This window comes from Methyloceanibacter methanicus (assembly GCF_001723285.1).
In the GTDB taxonomy this organism is placed as follows: domain Bacteria; phylum Pseudomonadota; class Alphaproteobacteria; order Rhizobiales; family Methyloligellaceae; genus Methyloceanibacter; species Methyloceanibacter methanicus.
In genome coordinates this window covers 206,333-222,557 of sequence record NZ_LPWG01000002.1, presented here as the reverse complement: position 1 = coordinate 222,557, position 16,225 = coordinate 206,333, and the positions used below count along the sequence as shown (strand labels likewise).

21 protein-coding genes and 1 pseudogene are annotated in these 16,225 nt (G+C 65.1%); 14 read left to right on the top strand and 8 right to left on the bottom strand.

Annotated elements, in window-relative coordinates:
- Nucleotides 1–14 precede the first annotated feature (14 nt).
- A complete protein-coding gene (gene aat / locus AUC68_RS01680) occupies nucleotides 15–986 on the bottom strand; it encodes a leucyl/phenylalanyl-tRNA--protein transferase (RefSeq protein WP_069436050.1) in 972 nt (323 codons plus the stop codon).
- Between the two features lie 170 nt (nucleotides 987–1,156).
- Here aat and AUC68_RS01675 point away from each other — a divergent pair, with 170 nt between their 5' ends.
- Both AUC68_RS01675 and thpR read left to right on the top strand, forming a co-directional pair.
- Nucleotides 1,157–2,200, top strand: coding sequence for an NADP(H)-dependent aldo-keto reductase (locus tag AUC68_RS01675; RefSeq protein ID WP_069436049.1), 1,044 nt, complete (start codon nucleotides 1,157–1,159; stop codon nucleotides 2,198–2,200).
- A gap of 33 nt (nucleotides 2,201–2,233) precedes the next feature.
- Nucleotides 2,234–2,830 (top strand): RNA 2',3'-cyclic phosphodiesterase, encoded by a 597-nt coding sequence (gene thpR / locus AUC68_RS01670; protein WP_069436048.1) that lies wholly within the window; start codon nucleotides 2,234–2,236, stop codon nucleotides 2,828–2,830.
- On the opposite strand, the gene AUC68_RS01665 is transcribed toward thpR, so the two are convergent.
- Nucleotides 2,827–3,348 carry a low molecular weight protein-tyrosine-phosphatase gene (locus AUC68_RS01665; protein ID WP_069436047.1) on the bottom strand — a complete coding sequence of 174 codons (522 nt, stop codon included), beginning with the start codon at nucleotides 3,346–3,348 and terminating at the stop codon, nucleotides 2,827–2,829. The two genes, thpR and AUC68_RS01665, sit on opposite strands and share 4 nt — an antisense overlap.
- A 202-nt stretch (nucleotides 3,349–3,550) precedes the next feature.
- Here AUC68_RS01665 and AUC68_RS01660 point away from each other — a divergent pair, with 202 nt between their 5' ends.
- Nucleotides 3,551–3,925 carry a YkvA family protein gene (locus AUC68_RS01660; RefSeq protein WP_069436111.1) on the top strand — a complete coding sequence of 125 codons (375 nt, stop codon included), beginning with the start codon at nucleotides 3,551–3,553 and terminating at the stop codon, nucleotides 3,923–3,925.
- A gap of 36 nt (nucleotides 3,926–3,961) precedes the next feature.
- On the opposite strand, the gene AUC68_RS01655 is transcribed toward AUC68_RS01660, so the two are convergent.
- Complete coding sequence (locus AUC68_RS01655) at nucleotides 3,962–4,942, bottom strand: NADPH:quinone oxidoreductase family protein (RefSeq protein ID WP_069436046.1); 981 nt, start codon at nucleotides 4,940–4,942, stop codon at nucleotides 3,962–3,964.
- A gap of 206 nt (nucleotides 4,943–5,148) precedes the next feature.
- Entirely contained in the window at nucleotides 5,149–5,415 is a 267-nt protein-coding gene (locus tag AUC68_RS17335; protein WP_244500345.1) for a hypothetical protein, read from the bottom strand.
- Here AUC68_RS17335 and AUC68_RS17330 point away from each other — a divergent pair.
- The 4 genes from AUC68_RS17330 to AUC68_RS01635 all read left to right on the top strand — a co-directional run bounded on the left by AUC68_RS17330 (nucleotide 5,338) and on the right by AUC68_RS01635 (nucleotide 8,134).
- On the top strand, nucleotides 5,338–5,667 hold the full coding sequence (locus tag AUC68_RS17330; protein WP_244500335.1) for a TrmH family RNA methyltransferase: 330 nt from the start codon (nucleotides 5,338–5,340) through the stop codon (nucleotides 5,665–5,667). The genes AUC68_RS17335 and AUC68_RS17330 overlap by 78 nt on opposite strands.
- A gap of 72 nt (nucleotides 5,668–5,739) precedes the next feature.
- Nucleotides 5,740–6,255 carry an invasion associated locus B family protein gene (locus tag AUC68_RS01645; protein WP_141701032.1) on the top strand — a complete coding sequence of 172 codons (516 nt, stop codon included), beginning with the start codon at nucleotides 5,740–5,742 and terminating at the stop codon, nucleotides 6,253–6,255.
- Between the two features lie 140 nt (nucleotides 6,256–6,395).
- Nucleotides 6,396–7,571 carry a dual-specificity RNA methyltransferase RlmN gene (gene rlmN / locus AUC68_RS01640; RefSeq protein ID WP_069436044.1) on the top strand — a complete coding sequence of 392 codons (1,176 nt, stop codon included), beginning with the start codon at nucleotides 6,396–6,398 and terminating at the stop codon, nucleotides 7,569–7,571.
- Nucleotides 7,568–8,134: a peroxiredoxin gene (locus tag AUC68_RS01635; RefSeq protein WP_069436043.1), complete on the top strand. Its 567-nt coding sequence runs from the start codon at nucleotides 7,568–7,570 to the stop codon at nucleotides 8,132–8,134. Before rlmN ends, AUC68_RS01635 begins: the two co-directional genes overlap by 4 nt.
- On the opposite strand, the gene AUC68_RS01630 is transcribed toward AUC68_RS01635, so the two are convergent.
- Nucleotides 8,131–8,724 carry a 2-hydroxychromene-2-carboxylate isomerase gene (locus tag AUC68_RS01630; RefSeq protein ID WP_069436042.1) on the bottom strand — a complete coding sequence of 198 codons (594 nt, stop codon included), beginning with the start codon at nucleotides 8,722–8,724 and terminating at the stop codon, nucleotides 8,131–8,133. The genes AUC68_RS01635 and AUC68_RS01630 overlap by 4 nt on opposite strands.
- An 80-nt stretch (nucleotides 8,725–8,804) precedes the next feature.
- Here AUC68_RS01630 and AUC68_RS01625 point away from each other — a divergent pair, with 80 nt between their 5' ends.
- Together AUC68_RS01625 and AUC68_RS01620 are read left to right on the top strand one after the other, a co-directional pair.
- Nucleotides 8,805–9,059 (top strand): hypothetical protein, encoded by a 255-nt coding sequence (locus tag AUC68_RS01625; RefSeq protein ID WP_069436041.1) that lies wholly within the window; start codon nucleotides 8,805–8,807, stop codon nucleotides 9,057–9,059.
- A complete protein-coding gene (locus AUC68_RS01620) occupies nucleotides 9,044–9,286 on the top strand; it encodes a hypothetical protein (RefSeq protein ID WP_069436040.1) in 243 nt (80 codons plus the stop codon). The genes AUC68_RS01625 and AUC68_RS01620 overlap by 16 nt, the downstream gene beginning before the upstream one ends.
- Here the strand turns inward: AUC68_RS01620 and AUC68_RS01615 are convergent.
- Nucleotides 9,252–9,473: a hypothetical protein gene (locus AUC68_RS01615; protein ID WP_069436039.1), complete on the bottom strand. Its 222-nt coding sequence runs from the start codon at nucleotides 9,471–9,473 to the stop codon at nucleotides 9,252–9,254. The two genes, AUC68_RS01620 and AUC68_RS01615, sit on opposite strands and share 35 nt — an antisense overlap.
- A 235-nt stretch (nucleotides 9,474–9,708) precedes the next feature.
- Between AUC68_RS01615 and AUC68_RS18270 the strand changes: the two genes are divergently transcribed.
- Nucleotides 9,709–10,521: a phosphatase PAP2 family protein gene (locus tag AUC68_RS18270; protein ID WP_342027270.1), complete on the top strand. Its 813-nt coding sequence runs from the start codon at nucleotides 9,709–9,711 to the stop codon at nucleotides 10,519–10,521.
- 98 nt (nucleotides 10,522–10,619) lie between these two features.
- Nucleotides 10,620–11,828 carry an argininosuccinate synthase gene (locus tag AUC68_RS01605; protein WP_069436037.1) on the top strand — a complete coding sequence of 403 codons (1,209 nt, stop codon included), beginning with the start codon at nucleotides 10,620–10,622 and terminating at the stop codon, nucleotides 11,826–11,828.
- Nucleotides 11,829–11,834: 6 nt separating this feature from the next.
- Here AUC68_RS01605 and AUC68_RS17050 read toward each other — a convergent pair whose 3' ends face one another.
- Entirely contained in the window at nucleotides 11,835–12,257 is a 423-nt protein-coding gene (locus tag AUC68_RS17050) for a cupin domain-containing protein (protein WP_069436036.1), read from the bottom strand.
- 226 nt (nucleotides 12,258–12,483) lie between these two features.
- Nucleotides 12,484–12,879 (bottom strand): annotated as a pseudogene (locus AUC68_RS18515) (cupin domain-containing protein); the annotation flags it as partial.
- 276 nt (nucleotides 12,880–13,155) lie between these two features.
- Here AUC68_RS18515 and typA point away from each other — a divergent pair.
- From typA to AUC68_RS01580, 3 genes are all read left to right on the top strand, one after another.
- Complete coding sequence (gene typA / locus AUC68_RS01590) at nucleotides 13,156–14,985, top strand: translational GTPase TypA (protein ID WP_069436110.1); 1,830 nt, start codon at nucleotides 13,156–13,158, stop codon at nucleotides 14,983–14,985.
- Between the two features lie 215 nt (nucleotides 14,986–15,200).
- A complete protein-coding gene (locus tag AUC68_RS01585; RefSeq protein WP_083240292.1) occupies nucleotides 15,201–15,470 on the top strand; it encodes a hypothetical protein in 270 nt (89 codons plus the stop codon).
- Between the two features lie 160 nt (nucleotides 15,471–15,630).
- Nucleotides 15,631–16,137: a GNAT family N-acetyltransferase gene (locus AUC68_RS01580; protein WP_069436034.1), complete on the top strand. Its 507-nt coding sequence runs from the start codon at nucleotides 15,631–15,633 to the stop codon at nucleotides 16,135–16,137.
- Nucleotides 16,138–16,225: the final 88 nt, after the last annotated feature.

Genomic DNA, 16,225 nt, shown 5'->3' with positions numbered 1-16,225 from the left:
GGGCGATGCGTTCCTCACGCCGCATGACGCGGCGGACCGGCCGGACCTCGCCGGACCACAGCCGCGCCGTCGCCTGTCTCCTTGGACCAATCGGCAGGGTCGAGACCCGGATCGAGGCGCCACCGCCGGGGTTGGTCCGACTCCGCCGCGTACCAGGGCAGCAGGGACAAATAGTCGTCGCGCGGCATGTCGATGAATCCCATATCGGCCAAATGAGGCGTCATCCATTTCGCGTCGTAGAGCTTGTAGCCCCAGGCCGCGAGATGCCGCTGCAGATAGGCGACCGCGACCTTCGATGCATCGCGCGTCCGGCAGAATTTGGATTCCCCGAAATAGACTTGGCCGATCGCAAGCCCGAACAGCCCGCCAACGAGCTTTCCGTCCTTGTCCCACACCTCGACGGAATGGGCGTACCCGGCCCTGTGGGCGGCATAGAAGGCGCGCATGACCTTCGGCGTGATCCAGGTGAGCGGGGTCTTGCCGGGTCGCGGCTGCCTGCACGCCTCCATGACCCCGGCAAAGTCCGCGTCCATGGTGACGGTAAACGCGTTCCGGCGGATGAGGCGCCGCACCGTTCGGCCGACACGGGCCAAAGCGGGGTCCTGCACCGCCCGGACCGAGGGACACCACCATTTCATCGGGCCGATATGACAGACGGGGAACAGGCCGTGCGTATAGTTCCGCAAGAGCGCCGGAACGCTGAGATCGTCGCTGATGTCGGCAAGGCCCCAATCCGTGTAGTAGACGGGGCGCTCGGGAAGCTGATCGCGCACCGCTCTCGGTCTGAAATAGTAGGCGAGGGTCATCCGCCAGATCCGCGGCAACAGGGCCAGCCGCGACGGCTTCAAGGCGTAGGCGGTTCCGAGGATCAGGCGGCGGAGATACTGACTCCAGGACTCGCGGAACTGCGGCAGTGCGCCGGCCGAATCGGTGGCCGCGGCGGCGCCCGAATTATTCGCTAGCCCCTCTTGTCCGGTCGCATCCATGCAGACATCCCATCCCAATTGGCCCCTGGGACGCGGACGACGCGGACCGGGCCGATTTGACCTACCCTTCTAAGCCAAAAGTCCTTAACAACAGGGTTAGGATGGGCGGTGCTAACGATTTGTTATCCTTTATAAAACGTGTGGAACGACGCAGAAAAATCGGAGAATCCATGGAGTATCGGGACCTCGGACGCACAGGGCTAAAGGTGAGCGCCCTCACCCTCGGGACCATGACCTTCGGCGAACAGAACACGGAAGCCGAGGGCCACGCGCAGATGGACTACGCCCTGGAGCAGGGCATCAACATGTTCGACGCAGCCGAGATCTACCCGATCCCGCCGAAAGCGGCCACGCAAGGCGCCACGGAAACGATCGTCGGAACGTGGCTCGCGTCCCGGAAGAAGCGGGACCAGGTTCTGATCGCCACGAAGGTCGCCGGACGCAGCGCCGTCATCGACTGGCTGCGCGACAAGCCGGCCTTGTCGCGGCAGACGCCCGAGCAGATGCGCGAAGCGATCGACAAGAGCCTCAAGCGTCTCCAGACGGACTATGTGGACCTCTATCAGCTTCACTGGCCCGACCGGCCCATCCGGGTGTTCGAGGGGCTCGAATACCGGCGCTTCGCCGACGACGCCCACAACATCCACGAAATCCTCGACGTGCTCGGGGCGTTCGTCGCCAGCGGCAAGGTGCGCTTCATCGGCCTGTCCAACGAAACGCCCTGGGGCGTGATGAAGTTCTTGAAGCTCGCGGAACAGCATAACCTGCCGCGTGTGGTCTCCGTTCAGAACGCCTACAGCCTCGTCAACCGCGTCTACGAGGTCGGCCTGTCCGAGGTCGGCTACGAGGAGCAGGTGAGCCTGCTTGGCTATTCGCCGCTCGGCCAGGGCTACCTGACCGGCAAGTACGAGGACGGCGCGTTGCCGCCCGGCGCCCGCAAGACCCTGTTCGACCGGCTCGGGCGCTATGAGCAAGGAAACGGACCCCGCGCCATCTCAGCCTATGTGGCCCTGGCGCGAAGGCATGGGCTGGACCCCGCGCAGATGGCGATCGCCTTCGCCAAGTCCCGGCCTTTCATGACGTCCGTCATCATCGGCGCCACCACCATGGACCAGCTCAAGACCGACATGGCCGCCGCGGACCTGGAGCTGCCCGAGGCCGTTCTTGAGGAGATCGACAAGATCCACCTTGACTACCCCAACCCTTGCCCGTGAGACTCTGAATCGCAACAACATGTTGATTCGGTTATGCCCAGGCTATTCACCGCAATAGAGATCCCGAGGAGCATCGCCGATCGTCTTTCGATGCTCCGCGCCGGGCTTCACGGCGCACGCTGGATCGATCCTGAAAACTACCACCTGACCTTGCGCTTCGTCGGAGACGTGGACGGCGCCACGGCGCGGGACTTCACCGAGGCGCTGGGCGAACTGGTCGCCATGCCCTTCACCTTGAAGCTGAACGGCCTGGACAGTTTTGGGGGCAACAAGCCCAGGACGATCTTCGCCGGCGTCGCGCCCTCGCCCGAGCTCGAAGCCCTGCAGCATGCCCATGAGGGTGCCGCCCGGGTCGCGGGCCTTCCGCCGGAGCGGCGCAAGTTCACGCCCCATGTCACGATCGCGCGCCTGCGCGGAACGCGGCCCGATGCGGTCGCGGCCTATCTGCAGAATGCCGGCCTGATTTCGGGGACCTTCACCGTGACGCGCTTCGTCCTCTACTCGTCGCGCAATTCGGTCGGCGGCGGGCCCTATGTCGTCGAGGCGGCCTACGACCTCGAAGACGACGAGGACGACTATTACGGCGCCTACGAATTCGACCAGCCGCCCCTCTTTGGGATCGACCCCTAACGCTCGCCGGCCGCCTCGCCCGGGCGCAAGAGCGCAGCGAGCAGGCCCTCGGACGCCGCCTCGATGAGATCGAGCGCGTGGTCGAACCCCGCCTCACCGCCGTAATACGGATCGGGCACGTCGTCTTCGGCCAGATGCGGGGCGTAATCCAGAAAGCGCCTGATCTTGTGCCGGGCCGCGTGGGGCGCGATGTCCTGAAGGTCGGCGATGTTCGCCCCGTCCATGGCCAGGATCAGATCGAAATCCTCGAAGTCTTCCAGCTCGATCTTCCGCGCCGATTGACCGGAAATGTCCACGCGTGCGAGCGCCGCCTTCTGGGCGCGATGGTCCGGGGCCTGGCCCTTGTGCCAATCGCCCATGCCGGCGGAGTCGATCTCGAACAGATGGAGCTGGCCTTGCTCCTCGGCCACACGGCGGAACACGCCCTCGGCCATGGGCGAACGGCAGATATTGCCGAGACAGGCGAACAGGAGCCTGTAGCGGACCGTCTCGGGCGTGTTGGTCTCTTGGCCGGTCATGGCGCTCCATCGCACGCGAACATTTTGGACGCAAGACGCGGACGCTGACGCAAAGCGCACGGTCTCGCGCGCACGACGCCTGCCCTTGAGTCAACGCCTCGCGTACCCCATGTATTGGAGGAATTATGCCCGCAAACATCCAACGGAGTGGTGGTTGACCATGACCGCATTTGAAGACGCGGCCGATCTCCGGGAGGCCGCGATGGGACGTGAGATTTCGGTGGAGATATTCTACGAACGCGAACAGAAGGTGCGCCGGAACTTCTGGATCAAGCTCAAGCGCGTTGCCGGCAATGTGCCGTTCGTCGAGGATCTCGTGGCGGCGTACTACTGCGCCATGGACCCGGCCACGCCCATGCGGGTGCGGGGCATGCTGCTCGCAACCCTCGCCTATTTCATCATGCCGATCGACGTCATCCCGGACATCGTCACCGGGCTCGGCTTCGCCGACGATATGGCGCTGCTGACGGCCGTGGTCGGTCTCGTATCGGCGAATATCACGCCGGTCCACCGCGCGGCGGCCGCGCGGGCGCTGGACAAGGACCTGCCGGACGCGAACGCGCAAGGAAACGCATAAGGATAAGACGACGAGGCGCCGGTCTGCCGGCGCCCGCTACTCTTGCGGGCGAACGATGACCTTCCCGCTGGCCTTGCGCTCCTGAATGAGGGTCAGCGCGTCTGCCGTCTCGGCAAGCGGAAACGTCCCGTGGACATGGGGCGCGAGCCGCCCCTCCTGGCACCAGTTCAGCACCTCGACCATATTGGCGCGATGCGCCTCCGGCTCCCGCTCGACAAAGGCCGTCCAGAAGACGCCGAGGACGTCGCACCCTTTCAGCATGACCACGTTGAGCGGCAGGCGCGGAATCTCGCCGGAGGCAAAGCCGATGACGAGATAGCGGCCCTTCCAGCCCAGCGCGCGCAAGGAGGGCTCCGCCGCATCGCCGCCGACACAATCGTAGAGGACGTCGAGCCCATCCGGCGCGGTGCGCGCCTTGAGCGTGGTCTTGAGATCGCAGGTCTCGTAGTCGATACCTTCGTCGGCGCCATGCCGCATGGCCAGCGCGATCTTCTCTTCGGACGAGGCCACGGCGATGACGCGCGCGCCCATGAGCTTGGCGATCTCCACAGCCGCTAGCCCCGCGCCGCCCGCGGCCCCAAGCACGGCGACGCTCTCGCCGGGGCGCAACTTCGCCCGGTCCTTGAAGCCGTGCATGGCCGTCCCGTAGGTGACGGACACGCCCGCTGCAACGTCATCGCTGACGCCGTCGGGAATGGGAATGACGCGCGAGGCCCTGACGGCGAGGCGTTCGCGGCAGCCGTTGCCGCCGGTATGCGCCATGACCCGTTGACCGATGGCGAGGCCGCCGACGCCTTCGCCCAAGGCCTCAACGACCCCGGCGATCTCGCCGCCGGGGGAGGCGGGCAAGCGCGGCGTGAACTGGTACTTGTTGCGAAGCACGAGCGTATCGAAGAAGTTCAGCCCGGCTGCGGTGACCTTGACGAGCACCTCCCCCGCCTCGGGAACCGGATCGGCGATCTCCACAAGTTTGAGCGCCTCGATCCCGTTGAACTCGCTGAACTGAACAGCACGCATGGCATGGCTCCCGGGTCTCGCGTGAAGGCTCGGCGGACAAGCGGCCGGGGCACGGCCAAGGGCGCGGCGCGGCTGCGCCCAAGCTTTTGCCCTCACGGCGCCGCGATCACAAGCCCGCTTGCGGCCGGATTGCGGAACCGGCTTTTGCGAAATGGCTCCGTGTGGCAAAGAGAACCCGTGAAACCGAACCCTAAGAGCAGCCGTGGCTATTTCGGGATTGGCGCCGAAGGCATTTCCAAGTCGGTCAATCTCGGCGGTCTGCTGCGCTCGGCCAACGCCTTCGGCGCAAGCTTCGCCTTCACCGTCGGCGCCGACGAGCGGGCTTTGGAGATGCGCTCGGACACCTCCAAGGCCGACAGCCATTTGCCGGTGTTCCACTGCGCTCCGCCAACGAGATGCAGCTTCCCAAGGGTTGCAGCCTGGTCGGGATCGAGATCCTCGATGGCGCCACAGACCTGCCCAGCTTTCCCCATCCTTTGCGCTGCGCCTATGTGCTCGGACCCGAACGGGGTGTACTGAGCACGGGCCTTCTCGACCGCTGCGACCACCTGATTCGGATTCCGACGAATTTCTCATTGAATGTGGCGACCGCAGGCGCAATCGTCATGTATGATCGGCTTCGCGCTTCGGGCCGTTTCGCCCGGCGGCCGGTCGCCGAGGGCGGCGAAACGCCGGCGCTCGCGCCGCACGTTCAAGGGCAACCGAAACGGCGGCGGCAGGGTTGACCTTTGGACCAGAACTAGGGAAGACTGCAGCCATTCATGCGTAGGGTCTGCTCACGACACGGGGACGGGGAGATGCGCCGAGCCGTTGTAGCGGCTTGTGCGATGGTGGCGTTGAGCACAACGCCGGTCGTCGCGCAGGAAGTCAAACTTCTGCAGAAATATAGCGACTGGGCCGCCTACGTTTCGGAAGGCAGTCCCAAGGTCTGTTTCGCCGTCTCGCAGCCACGCAAGTCGTTGCCGAGAAACGTCCGGCGCGGCCCGATCTATTTCTACGTTTCGGACTATCCCGGCGACAAGATTGCCGGCGAGATCAGCGTGAAGATGGGCTACCCCTTTCCACCCGGCGGCAAAGTCACGGTGACGATTGGCAAGGACAGCTTCGAACTCTTCACCAAGGACGAGGGCGCCTTCGTCGAGAAGCCGGAGGACGAGGCCAAGATCATTGAGGCCTTGAAGGCCGGAAGCGCCATGTCGGTCAAAGGCCGCTCGGCGCGCGGCACAAGCACGACGGACGAGTACTCCTTGAGCGGGACCTCGGACGCCTTGTCGCGCATCGCCACCGAATGCGCATCGGAGGAATCCGGCTAAGAAGGCGCCTCGTGGCGAGGCTTGCGACCGTGCGACACCCCTCCGGGCCTCAGCGTCGCAAGACCAAGGATACGCGACACCTTGGCATTTTCGGCTTGCCGCATGATATGAGGGGTCAAGAAAGCAAGGCCCCCACGACAATGACTCCTGTTATCGAACAGACCGCGCGCACCGCCACCGCCGAAGCCGGCGTCCGGGAGAGCCTTGCCGGGCTCGGCCGGGAGGCGCTGCGGGACCGCCTCGCTCAAGCGGGGGTGCCCGAGCGGCAGTTGCGCATGCGCGTCAACCAGCTCTGGGGCTGGCTCTATGTCCGTGGTGCGACGTCCTTCGACGTCATGACGGATGTGGCCAAGGAATTGCGGACGAACCTCGGCGCCCGGTATTCCCTCGACCGCCCCCGCATTGTGTCGGAGCAGGTCTCCGTGGACGGCACCCGCAAATGGCTGCTGCGCCTCGCAGACGGCAAGGACGTGGAGACCGTCTATATCCCGGAAGAGGATCGCGGCACGCTGTGCATCTCGAGCCAAGTCGGCTGTACACTGAATTGTACTTTCTGCCACACGGGCACGCAGCGCCTGGTCCGCAACCTCACCGCAGCCGAGATCGTCGGGCAGATCCTCCTCGCCCGCGACCGCATCGGCGACTGGCCGGGCGCGGAGCCGGACGATCCCACAGGGCTCCCGTCCGGGGAGCGCAAGATCACCAATGTGGTGCTCATGGGCATGGGCGAGCCGCTCTACAATTTCGAAACTGTGCGCGAAGCCTGCGCCATCGCCGCCGACGGCGAGGGGCTGTCGATCTCCAAGCGCCGCATCACGCTCTCCACCTCAGGCATCGTCCCTGAAATTCCGCGCTGGGGCGAGGAGGCCGGTACGATGCTGGCGATCTCGCTTCATGCCGTGCGCGACGAGCTCCGCGACGAGCTGGTGCCCATTAACCGCAAATGGCCCATCGCCGACCTGCTCGACGCCTGCCGCGCCTATCCGGGCCTATCCAACGCGAAACGCATCACCTTCGAATATGTGATGCTGAAGGACGTGAACGACTCCATCGCCGATGCGAAAGCGCTGGTGAAACTGCTCGCCAAGATCCCGGCCAAGATCAATCTCATTCCCTTCAATCCCTGGCCGGGCGCGCCGTACGAATGTTCGGACTGGGAGCAGATCGAGAGATTCGCCGAAGTCGTGAACCGCGCCGGCTATGCGAGCCCGGTGCGCAGCCCCCGCGGGCGCGACATCATGGCCGCCTGCGGCCAGCTCAAGAGCGCGAGCCTCAAGCAGCGCGCATCCGAACGGCTTGGCGAGGCACGGGCTTGAGCGCCCTCGACGCGCTTCCGGACAATCTTCCCCGTCCCGTCGAACGATGGCGCTGCGATCATCTCGCCGGGATGAAGATGCCGGACGTCGTCCTGACCTCGACCCAGGGACGCGACGTGCCCCTCGCCACGCTCGGCCCCGGACGCACGGTCATTTATTGCTATCCGCGCACGGGCGTGCCGGGCGAACCCTTGCCGGACGGCTGGGATGCCATCCCCGGGGCGCGCGGCTGCACGCCGCAAGCCTGCGCCTTCCGCGATCACGCCGCCGATTTGGCGAGGCTCGGCGCCCGCGTCTTCGGGCTCAGTACGCAGGACACCGCCTATCAGCGCGAGATGGCGGCGCGGTTGCACCTTCCGTTCGAGGTCTTGAGCGACGCGCGGTTCGCCTTCACCGACGCGCTGCGTCTTCCGACGTTCACGGTGGACGGCATGCGCCTCATCAAACGGCTGACCCTGGTTGTCCGGGACGACAGGATCGAGCACGTTTTCTATCCGGTGTTCCCGCCGTCTGCGAGCGCCGGCGACGTGGTCGCCTGGCTCGAAGCCGCGCCGAGCCGCTAAGCCTTGGCCCAGCGAAGCGCCGCCTCGAGCCGGTCGTTGCCCCAGAACGGCTCGTCGCCGACCGTGAAGAACGGCGCCCCGAAAATGCCGCGCGTCTTGGCTTCGGCGACCTGCGCGAACAACGCTTCCTTGTTGGCCGGCGCATTGGCGGCCGCGAAGGCGCGTTCCGGATCCACGCCAATCCGGGAGAGAAGGCCGCGCAGCGTGTCCTCATCCGAGATATCGCGCTGCTCGGCATAGTTCGCGTAGAACACGGCGCAGGTGAAATCCGGCGTCCAGCCGTCTGCCTCACCGGCAAGCGCCAGCCGTGCGGCCTTCACGCCGTTCTGCGGAAAACGGACAGGCGGCAGCTTGAGCGGCAGGCCTTCGCCTTCACAAACCCGCTCGAAGTCGCGCCACATATAGCGCCCCTTTGCGGGATAGATGTTGAACGGCGAGTCGTTCCAGCCGAGTTCCTTGAAGATCGGCCCCAGCAGAAATGGCCGCCAGCGGACCGCCACGCCCGCAGCCGCCGCGACACGCCCGATCCGCATCGCGGTCACATACGAATAGGTGCTGGCGAATTCGTACCAAAACTCGATCGTGCGCATGATCCTCGTCCCCGGCTGGTGCGCATCCTCTATAGTCCGGGCCGGAACGGCCGTCACGACCGGCGGAATGAGAGGACCCCATGATCGGACACGTCGTCTGGCGCGGATTCGTTGTGGTGGTGGCGTTCTTCGTCGCCGTCGCCGTCGCGCTCGTGGTGCTCTTCGTCCTCGGCGCCATGTGGACGGGCGATGAATTGAGCGCGATCGCGGCCGCGGATCCCGCGTTCCGGGACTTCGCGCTTCAGGACCCGGCGCTCCAGGACCCCGTTGTCCAACGCTCCGTGGCGATGGCGTTCGGCGCTATCGTCTTCATCGAACCGTGGTCCCCGCACTGACGGCGCTGCCGGCCTTTGCCGCCGCCGTCGCGGGCGAAGTCCTGCACATCCGGTCCTGGATATACTACGTGCTGGCCGGCGGGGCATCGCTGGCGGCCATCCCACTTCTCGCAGGCGCCGCCGCCGAAGCGCCGGCCCTGCCCGCGAGCGAATACATGACCATCTTCGCAACTGCGGGCTTTGCCGGCGGACTTACTTACTGGTTCCTGGCAGGTCGCGGAGCCTGACCGGCATGCGCGCCTTCTCATGGGCCAAGGCACGAGCCAGCTCCGGCTTGAAATCCGTCACGGTGTCCCGCCAGGACCGCGCGGCCAGCCCGCGGCACTGCCGCCGCCAGGCAAAACCGAATTCGCGAAGCAGCTCAGCGCGCGAGCGCGGCTGGGCCCTGTCTTCGGAGATCTCGTTCTTGCTCATCAGCACACTCCATCGCCCCCCGAAGACTCAAACACGCTCCAGTCTCTGCGGTTCCAGGTCCTTGCGCAACAATCATAAAAACGTCACGCGGTGAGGGTCCCAGGGGACAGAGATGCCCTTGTTGGCAATATGAGCGCGCTGGGCCATAAAGCCTTGATTCTGGTCATACGAACCGCGCCGATCGGACAAGTATCCGGGCCGGTTCCCGCTTCTGGGAGACACGCGTGGCGCGCCGTTGGCTGCTCGCAACTCTGGCACTCGGAGTGAGCCTGGGATTGATCTTCGCGATCTTCCCGGAGGTCGATCTCTGGGCCGCGAGGCTGTTCTTCGATTCCGAGACCGGCAAGTTTCCGATCTCGCGCGACGAGGACTGGGAAACGGTCCGCAATCTTGCCTATTGGGTGCCCTATCTCCTGGTCGCCCCGTCCGTCTTCGTCCTGATCCGCAAGCTCGTGTTCCCCCGCACCAAGATGGTCATCGCGCCGTCCGTGGCCCTCTTCCTCGTCGGCTCGTTCATCATGGGGCCCGGCGTCCTCACGAACCTCGTTCTGAAAGACAATTGGGGGCGCCCGCGGCCGAACCAGATCGAACAGTTCGGCGGCAAGTCCGGCTTCGAGCCTGGTGGCGGCCTGGCGGGGCCTGCGAACGCAATTGCTCCTTCGTGTCGGGCGAAGGCAGCCTCGCCTTCTGGACCGTGGCCCCCGCCATGCTGGCGCCGCCCGCGGCCCGGCCCTTCACCATGGGCGCCGCCGTGCTGTACGGCGCCTCTGTCGGGGGCTTGCGCGTGGCCTTCGGCCGCCACTTCCTCAGCGACGTGCTGTTCGCAGGAATCTTCACCGTGACCATGGTCCTGTTGTTCTATTACCTGCTTCTGGCGCCCGGCCGCCGCAACGACGCCCGTCTCGAAGCGCGGCTGGACCGGATCGCGTTTGCGCTCCATCGGGGCATCGCCTCGCTTCTTGCGGGCGTCGGAACCGGCCTTGCGCGCCTGGGCGCGGCCCTGCGCCAATCGGGTCATGTCCTGCTGCGGCGCTCCGACCCCGATTGAGGGAGCCGCGCGCCCTCTTGCGTGCGCGCCGCTCACGCCTATAGTCCCGGCCAAATCCATGAACCGCGCCGGACGCCGGCGTTTCTCCAGGACCTCAAATGACCGACATCAAGAAGGTCGTGCTCGCCTATTCCGGCGGCCTCGACACCTCCATCATCCTCAAATGGCTCCAAGAGACCTACTCTTGCGAAGTCGTGACGTTCACGGCCGATCTCGGCCAGGGCGAGGAGCTCGAACCCGCGCGGAAAAAGGCCGAGATGCTCGGCATCAAGGAGATCTTCATCGAGGATCTGCGCGAGGAGTTCGTGCGCGACTACGTGTTCCCGATGTTCCGGGCGAACGCACTCTATGAAGGCGTCTATCTGCTCGGCACTTCCATCGCCCGGCCCCTGATCGCCAAGCGGCAGATCGAGATCGCCAAGGAGACCGGCGCGGACGCCGTCTGCCACGGCGCCACCGGCAAGGGTAACGACCAGGTGCGGTTCGAACTCGGCTATTACGCGCTCAATCCCGACATCAAGGTCATCGCGCCCTGGCGCGAATGGGACTTCCATTCCAGGTCCGACCTCATCGCCTTCGCCGAGAAGCATCAGATCCCCGTCGCCAAGGACAAGCGCGGCGAGGCGCCGTTCTCGGTCGACGCCAATCTGCTGCACTCCTCCTCGGAAGGAAAAGTGCTCGAGGACCCGAACGTGGAGCCGCCGGCCTACGTGTTCCAGCGGACCGTGGCCCCGGAGGACGCACCGGACGAAGCGACGACCATCACCATCGGGTTTGATAAGGGCGATCCGGTCTCCATCGACGGCGTCACGCTGTCGCCGGCCGCGCTCCTCACCAAGCTGAACGAGCTCGGTCACGACAACGGCATCGGCCGCGTCGATCTCGTCGAGAACCGCTTCGTCGGCATGAAGTCGCGCGGCATCTACGAGACGCCCGGCGGCACGATCCTGCTCGCCGCGCACCGGGCCATGGAATCGCTGACCCTCGACCGCGAAGCCATGCACCTCAAAGACCAGTTGATGCCGCGCTATGCGGAGCTCGTCTATTACGGCTTCTGGTTCGCGCCCGAACGCGAAATGCTGCAGGCGCTCGTCGACAGGAGCCAGGAGCACGTCGAGGGCGAAGTGACCCTCAAGCTCTACAAGGGCAACGTCATCGTCATCGGCCGCCGAAGCGACAAGTCGCTCTATTCCGATGAGATCGTCACGTTCGAGGACGACGCCGGCGCCTACGACCAGAAGGACGCGGAGGGCTTCATCAAGCTCAATGCGCTCCGCCTACGGACCCTGCGCAAGCTGCGGGGATAGGCGGCGCTACTCTTCCTCCGGCATGATCACCGCGTCTCCGGGCATCTCCTCGAAGACGGATTGCTTCACGCCGAAATTCGTGGACAGCAGGAGATCGGGCGTCCCCGCCATCCAGGCGGTGATGGAGATCGATTCGTAGGTGCCGTTGTTGAGCACGACGAGGAGCTCCAGATCGTCCTCGCCCGTGTTCTCGATGTAGTGGCCGAAGCCTTGCGGCACATAGCCCACGTCGCCGGCGGCGAAATCGTCGGTTCGCGCCCGCCCGCCCGAGCCGAACACGGTCATCCGCCCGGTGCCGGTGAGGTAGTACTGCCACTCCACCGCGTTCGGGTGCCAATGCAGTTCGCGCATGCCGCCCGGCGCGATGGTCAGCAACGCACCAGTCATCGTCGTCGAGATGGGAAACTCGATCTCCGAGGCGATCCGCATCTCGCCGCCCGGAAACGGCTCCGGCGCCTGCGCCAGGAGACGGTAGCGATGAGTGAGGGGCGGCGCGTGAGCGAGCCGGGCGCGGGAACGCCTCCAGCGGGGGCGGGACCGGCCCCTTGGCGATGTAGACCTCGTGGTCGGGGAAATCGGCGAAGGCCGCCTCGGGCAGACCGAAATTCTTGGCCAGCACATCGTGCGGCGTGTGACCCAGCCAATCGGTGATCGAGAACGTGCCGAACTCGGAGAAGTAGCCGTTGTCGAACACCAGGATGAACGTGCAGCCGTCGGCAAGCCCCTGAATGGAATGGCCGTGTCCGCGCGGGAAGTACCAGACGTCGCCGGGTCCGAAATCGGCGACCTCGGCCTGGTTCTCCGGGTCGATCGTGGTGACGCGTGCGTGGCCGTCGATCATGTAGGCCCATTCGGCGGCATTGGCGTGCCAGTGCAGCTCGCGCACGGCGCCAGGCTCCAGGGTCATGTAGACCCCGGCCAGAGCTTCGGAGACCGGGAACTGGCCGACATTGGCTTCCTTCGCCGTTCCGCCGTCGAATTGCTTGGCGGGGGCCGCGCCGAGCGCGTAGCGGAACGAGGGCAGCTCTGAACCGGAGAGCGCCTTGGGCATGGCCCCAAAGGGCGGTTGCGGGGTTTCGGACATCGCGGAACCTTCATGGCGTGACGAGATGAGGGACGCCCCGGCCCCGGTCTCTTGGACGGTTTCGCGGGCGCGCGAGTGTGCGGTATCGACGGCCGCGCGTGCAACGGTTATCGACGGTCTGCGACGGACACGTGACCGCCCGCGCCGCCCGCCATTGCGATTGGCGGCAAAATCCCTATATTGCGCCGCAACAACAGCCCGCTGGCGGATGCGCCGGCGCATGGCCGAAAGACCCATCCGAACATGACGCTACGTAACATCGCCATCATCGCGCATGTCGACCATGGCAAGACAACCCTGGTCGACCGCCTCCTCCAGCAATCGGGGGCCGTGCGCAACAATCAGCGCGTGGACGAGCGCGCCATGGACTCCAACGACCTCGAACGGGAACGCGGGATCACCATCCTGCTAAGGCCAACCTCGATCGTGTGGGAAGACACCCGCATCAACGTGGTGGATACGCCGGGCCACGCCGATTTCGGCGGCGAGGTGGAACGCATTCTCAACATGGTCGACGGCGCGCTGGTGCTTGTCGATGCAGCCGAAGGTCCGCTGCCCCAGACCAAGTTCGTCGTGTCGAAAGCGCTCAAGATGGGCCTCAAGCCGATCGTGGTGATCAACAAGGTCGACCGCCCGGATGCGCGCCCCGACGACGTGCTGAATGAGATTTTCGATCTGTTCGCGGCCCTGGACGCAAATGACGAGCAGCTCGACTTCCCGGTCCTCTACGGCTCGGCCAAGGAAGGCTGGATGGCCGAGAGTCCCGAAGGGCCGAAGGATCAGGGCATGACCCCGCTCTTCGAGCTGGTGCGCCGCCATGTGCCCGCGCCCGCCACCGAGGAGGGCGCGTTCCAGATGCTGGGCACGATCCTCGAAGCCAATCCCTATCTCGGCCGCATCGTCACCGGCCGCATCACCGCGGGCAAGATCAAGCCCAATGAGATGGTGAAGGTGCTGGATCATGAAGGAAAGCTGGTCGAGCAGGGCCGCGTGTCCAAGGTGCTCGCGTTCCGCGGGCTGGAGCGCGTGGCGCTGGATGAAGCAAGCGCCGGCGACATCGTTTCGATCGCGGGCCTGCCGAACGCGACGGTCGCCCACACGATCTGCGCGCCGGACATCGACGCGCCGCTCCCGGCCCAGCCGATCGACCCGCCGACGCTGTCCATGACCTTCCGGGTCAACGATTCGCCGCTTGCGGGCACCGAAGGCTCCAAAGTCACGGGCCGCATGATCCGCGACCGGCTGCTGCAGGAGGCCGAGGGCAATGTGGCGCTGAAGGTCACCGAATCCGACGAGCGCGACTCCATGGTCGTCGCGGGCCGGGGCGAACTGCAGCTCGGTATCCTGATCGAGACCATGCGCCGCGAGGGCTTCGAGCTCTCCGTGTCGCGCCCGCGTGTCCTCTTCACCCGTGACGAGACCGGGCAGCTCTTGGAGCCCATCGAGGAAGTCGTGATCGATCTCGACGAGGAGCACCAAGGTGCGGTCGTGCAGAAGCTGTCGGAACGCAAAGCCGACCTGATTGAGATGAAGCCGTCCGGCGGCGGCCGCGTGCGGCTCGTGTTCCATGCGCCCACGCGGGGCCTGATCGGGTATCAGAGCGAGCTGCTGACCGACACCCGCGGCACCGGGATCATCAACCGTCTATTCCACGGCTACGCGCCCCACAAAGGCCCCATTCAGGGGCGCCGCAACGGCGTCTTGATTTCAACCGACCAGGGAGATGCGGTGGCCTATGCGCTGTGGAACCTCGAGGACCGCGGCCCGATGATGATCGAGCCCGGCGCGCGGGTGTATCAGGGCATGATCGTCGGCGAACACACGCGCGGCAACGACCTGGAAGTGAACGTGTTGAAGGGCAAGAAGCTCACCAACATCCGCACGACCTCGAAGGATGAGGCCGTCCGCCTCACCCCGCCCATACGCATGGTTCTGGAAAGAGCGTTGTCTTACATTCAGGACGACGAGCTGGTCGAAGTGACGCCGGACTCGATCCGCCTGCGCAAGCGCCATCTCGATCCGAACGATCGCAAGAAGGCCGAGCGCCAACGCGAAGCCGAGAACGCGGCTTAGCGAACCGGCCCGGCGGTCGCCTCAGAACCGTGTGCGACGCTAGGTCTCGGCAAGAGGCTTTGCCAAACTTTCCTGAACATTCCGTGGCGATCTACCCACCAATATTGGCGCACCTTACCCTCGGGCCTCTGGCACTGTTGAAACATTGCCAGACTACAAGAACCGCATGCGCCAGCGTTCGCGCATAGACCCTGAGATCGCAAGGAGTTCCCGATATGATCAAGACCGTTTCCCTCGCCGCCGCCTTGGCGCTCGCCGCGACCACCTTCGCCTATGCTGACGACGATGATGATGACAAGGACCTTCCGGCCGGTGTGGTCGAGAAGATCGAAGAGGTCATGAGCACGCTCGGCTGCAAGGGCTACGAAGAAGTCGAAGTCGAGGATAACGGTTACATCGAGATCGAAGACGCCAAGTGCGAATTCGGCGTGATGGACATCAAGCTCGACAAGGACGGCAAGATCGTCCTGATGTCGGCGTACTAGTCAGCACAGCTTTTACACCAAACGAACTCTAGGGGCGGGCCGGTTTCTGGCCCGCCTTTTTTCTTTGGAGCCTTGTTCCTTTGGAGGGGCGGCATCGCAGCGTGGGATAACCCAAACGCGCCCTTTGCCCGACCGAGGCAAACTAGGCTAGGCTCTGCGCATGTCCGTCGATGTCGCTCATGTGAGGCCGGCACGGCCAAAAGACGCACACGCGCTCGCAACCGCCTATGAAGAAGCATGGCGCGGGGCCTATCAGGGCATCATTCCCCATCTTGATCTGGAACGAATGATCGCGCGCCGGGGCCCTGGCTGGTGGGCGCGGGCCCTGCAACGGCGGGCATCCGTGCTGGTTCTGGATTTTCAGGGCGACGTGGCGGGCTATGTGACCTTCGGGCGCTGCCGTGTCGGCCGTGGGCCCTATCGGGGCGAAATTTTCGAACTCTATCTTTGCCCCACCTATCAGGGCCTCGGTCTTGGGACGAAGCTGTTCGAGGGCGCGCGCCAGAAGCTTCGCGAAGGGCGCCTGCATGGCCTCCTGGTCTGGGCACTCGCAGACAACGAAGCAGCCTGTGACTTCTATCTCCGGTTGGGCGGCAAGCCGATCGCCGAGGGCGCCGAAGGCTTCGGCGGGACCAGCTTGCGCAAGATCGCATTCGCTTGGCGTTGATTCGCACCACGCCCGTTTAGCCTTCGTTAACTGTAACCATTCGGTCTGCCTTAACGACCCTACGCCTATGGTCATCCATTGGTGAGGG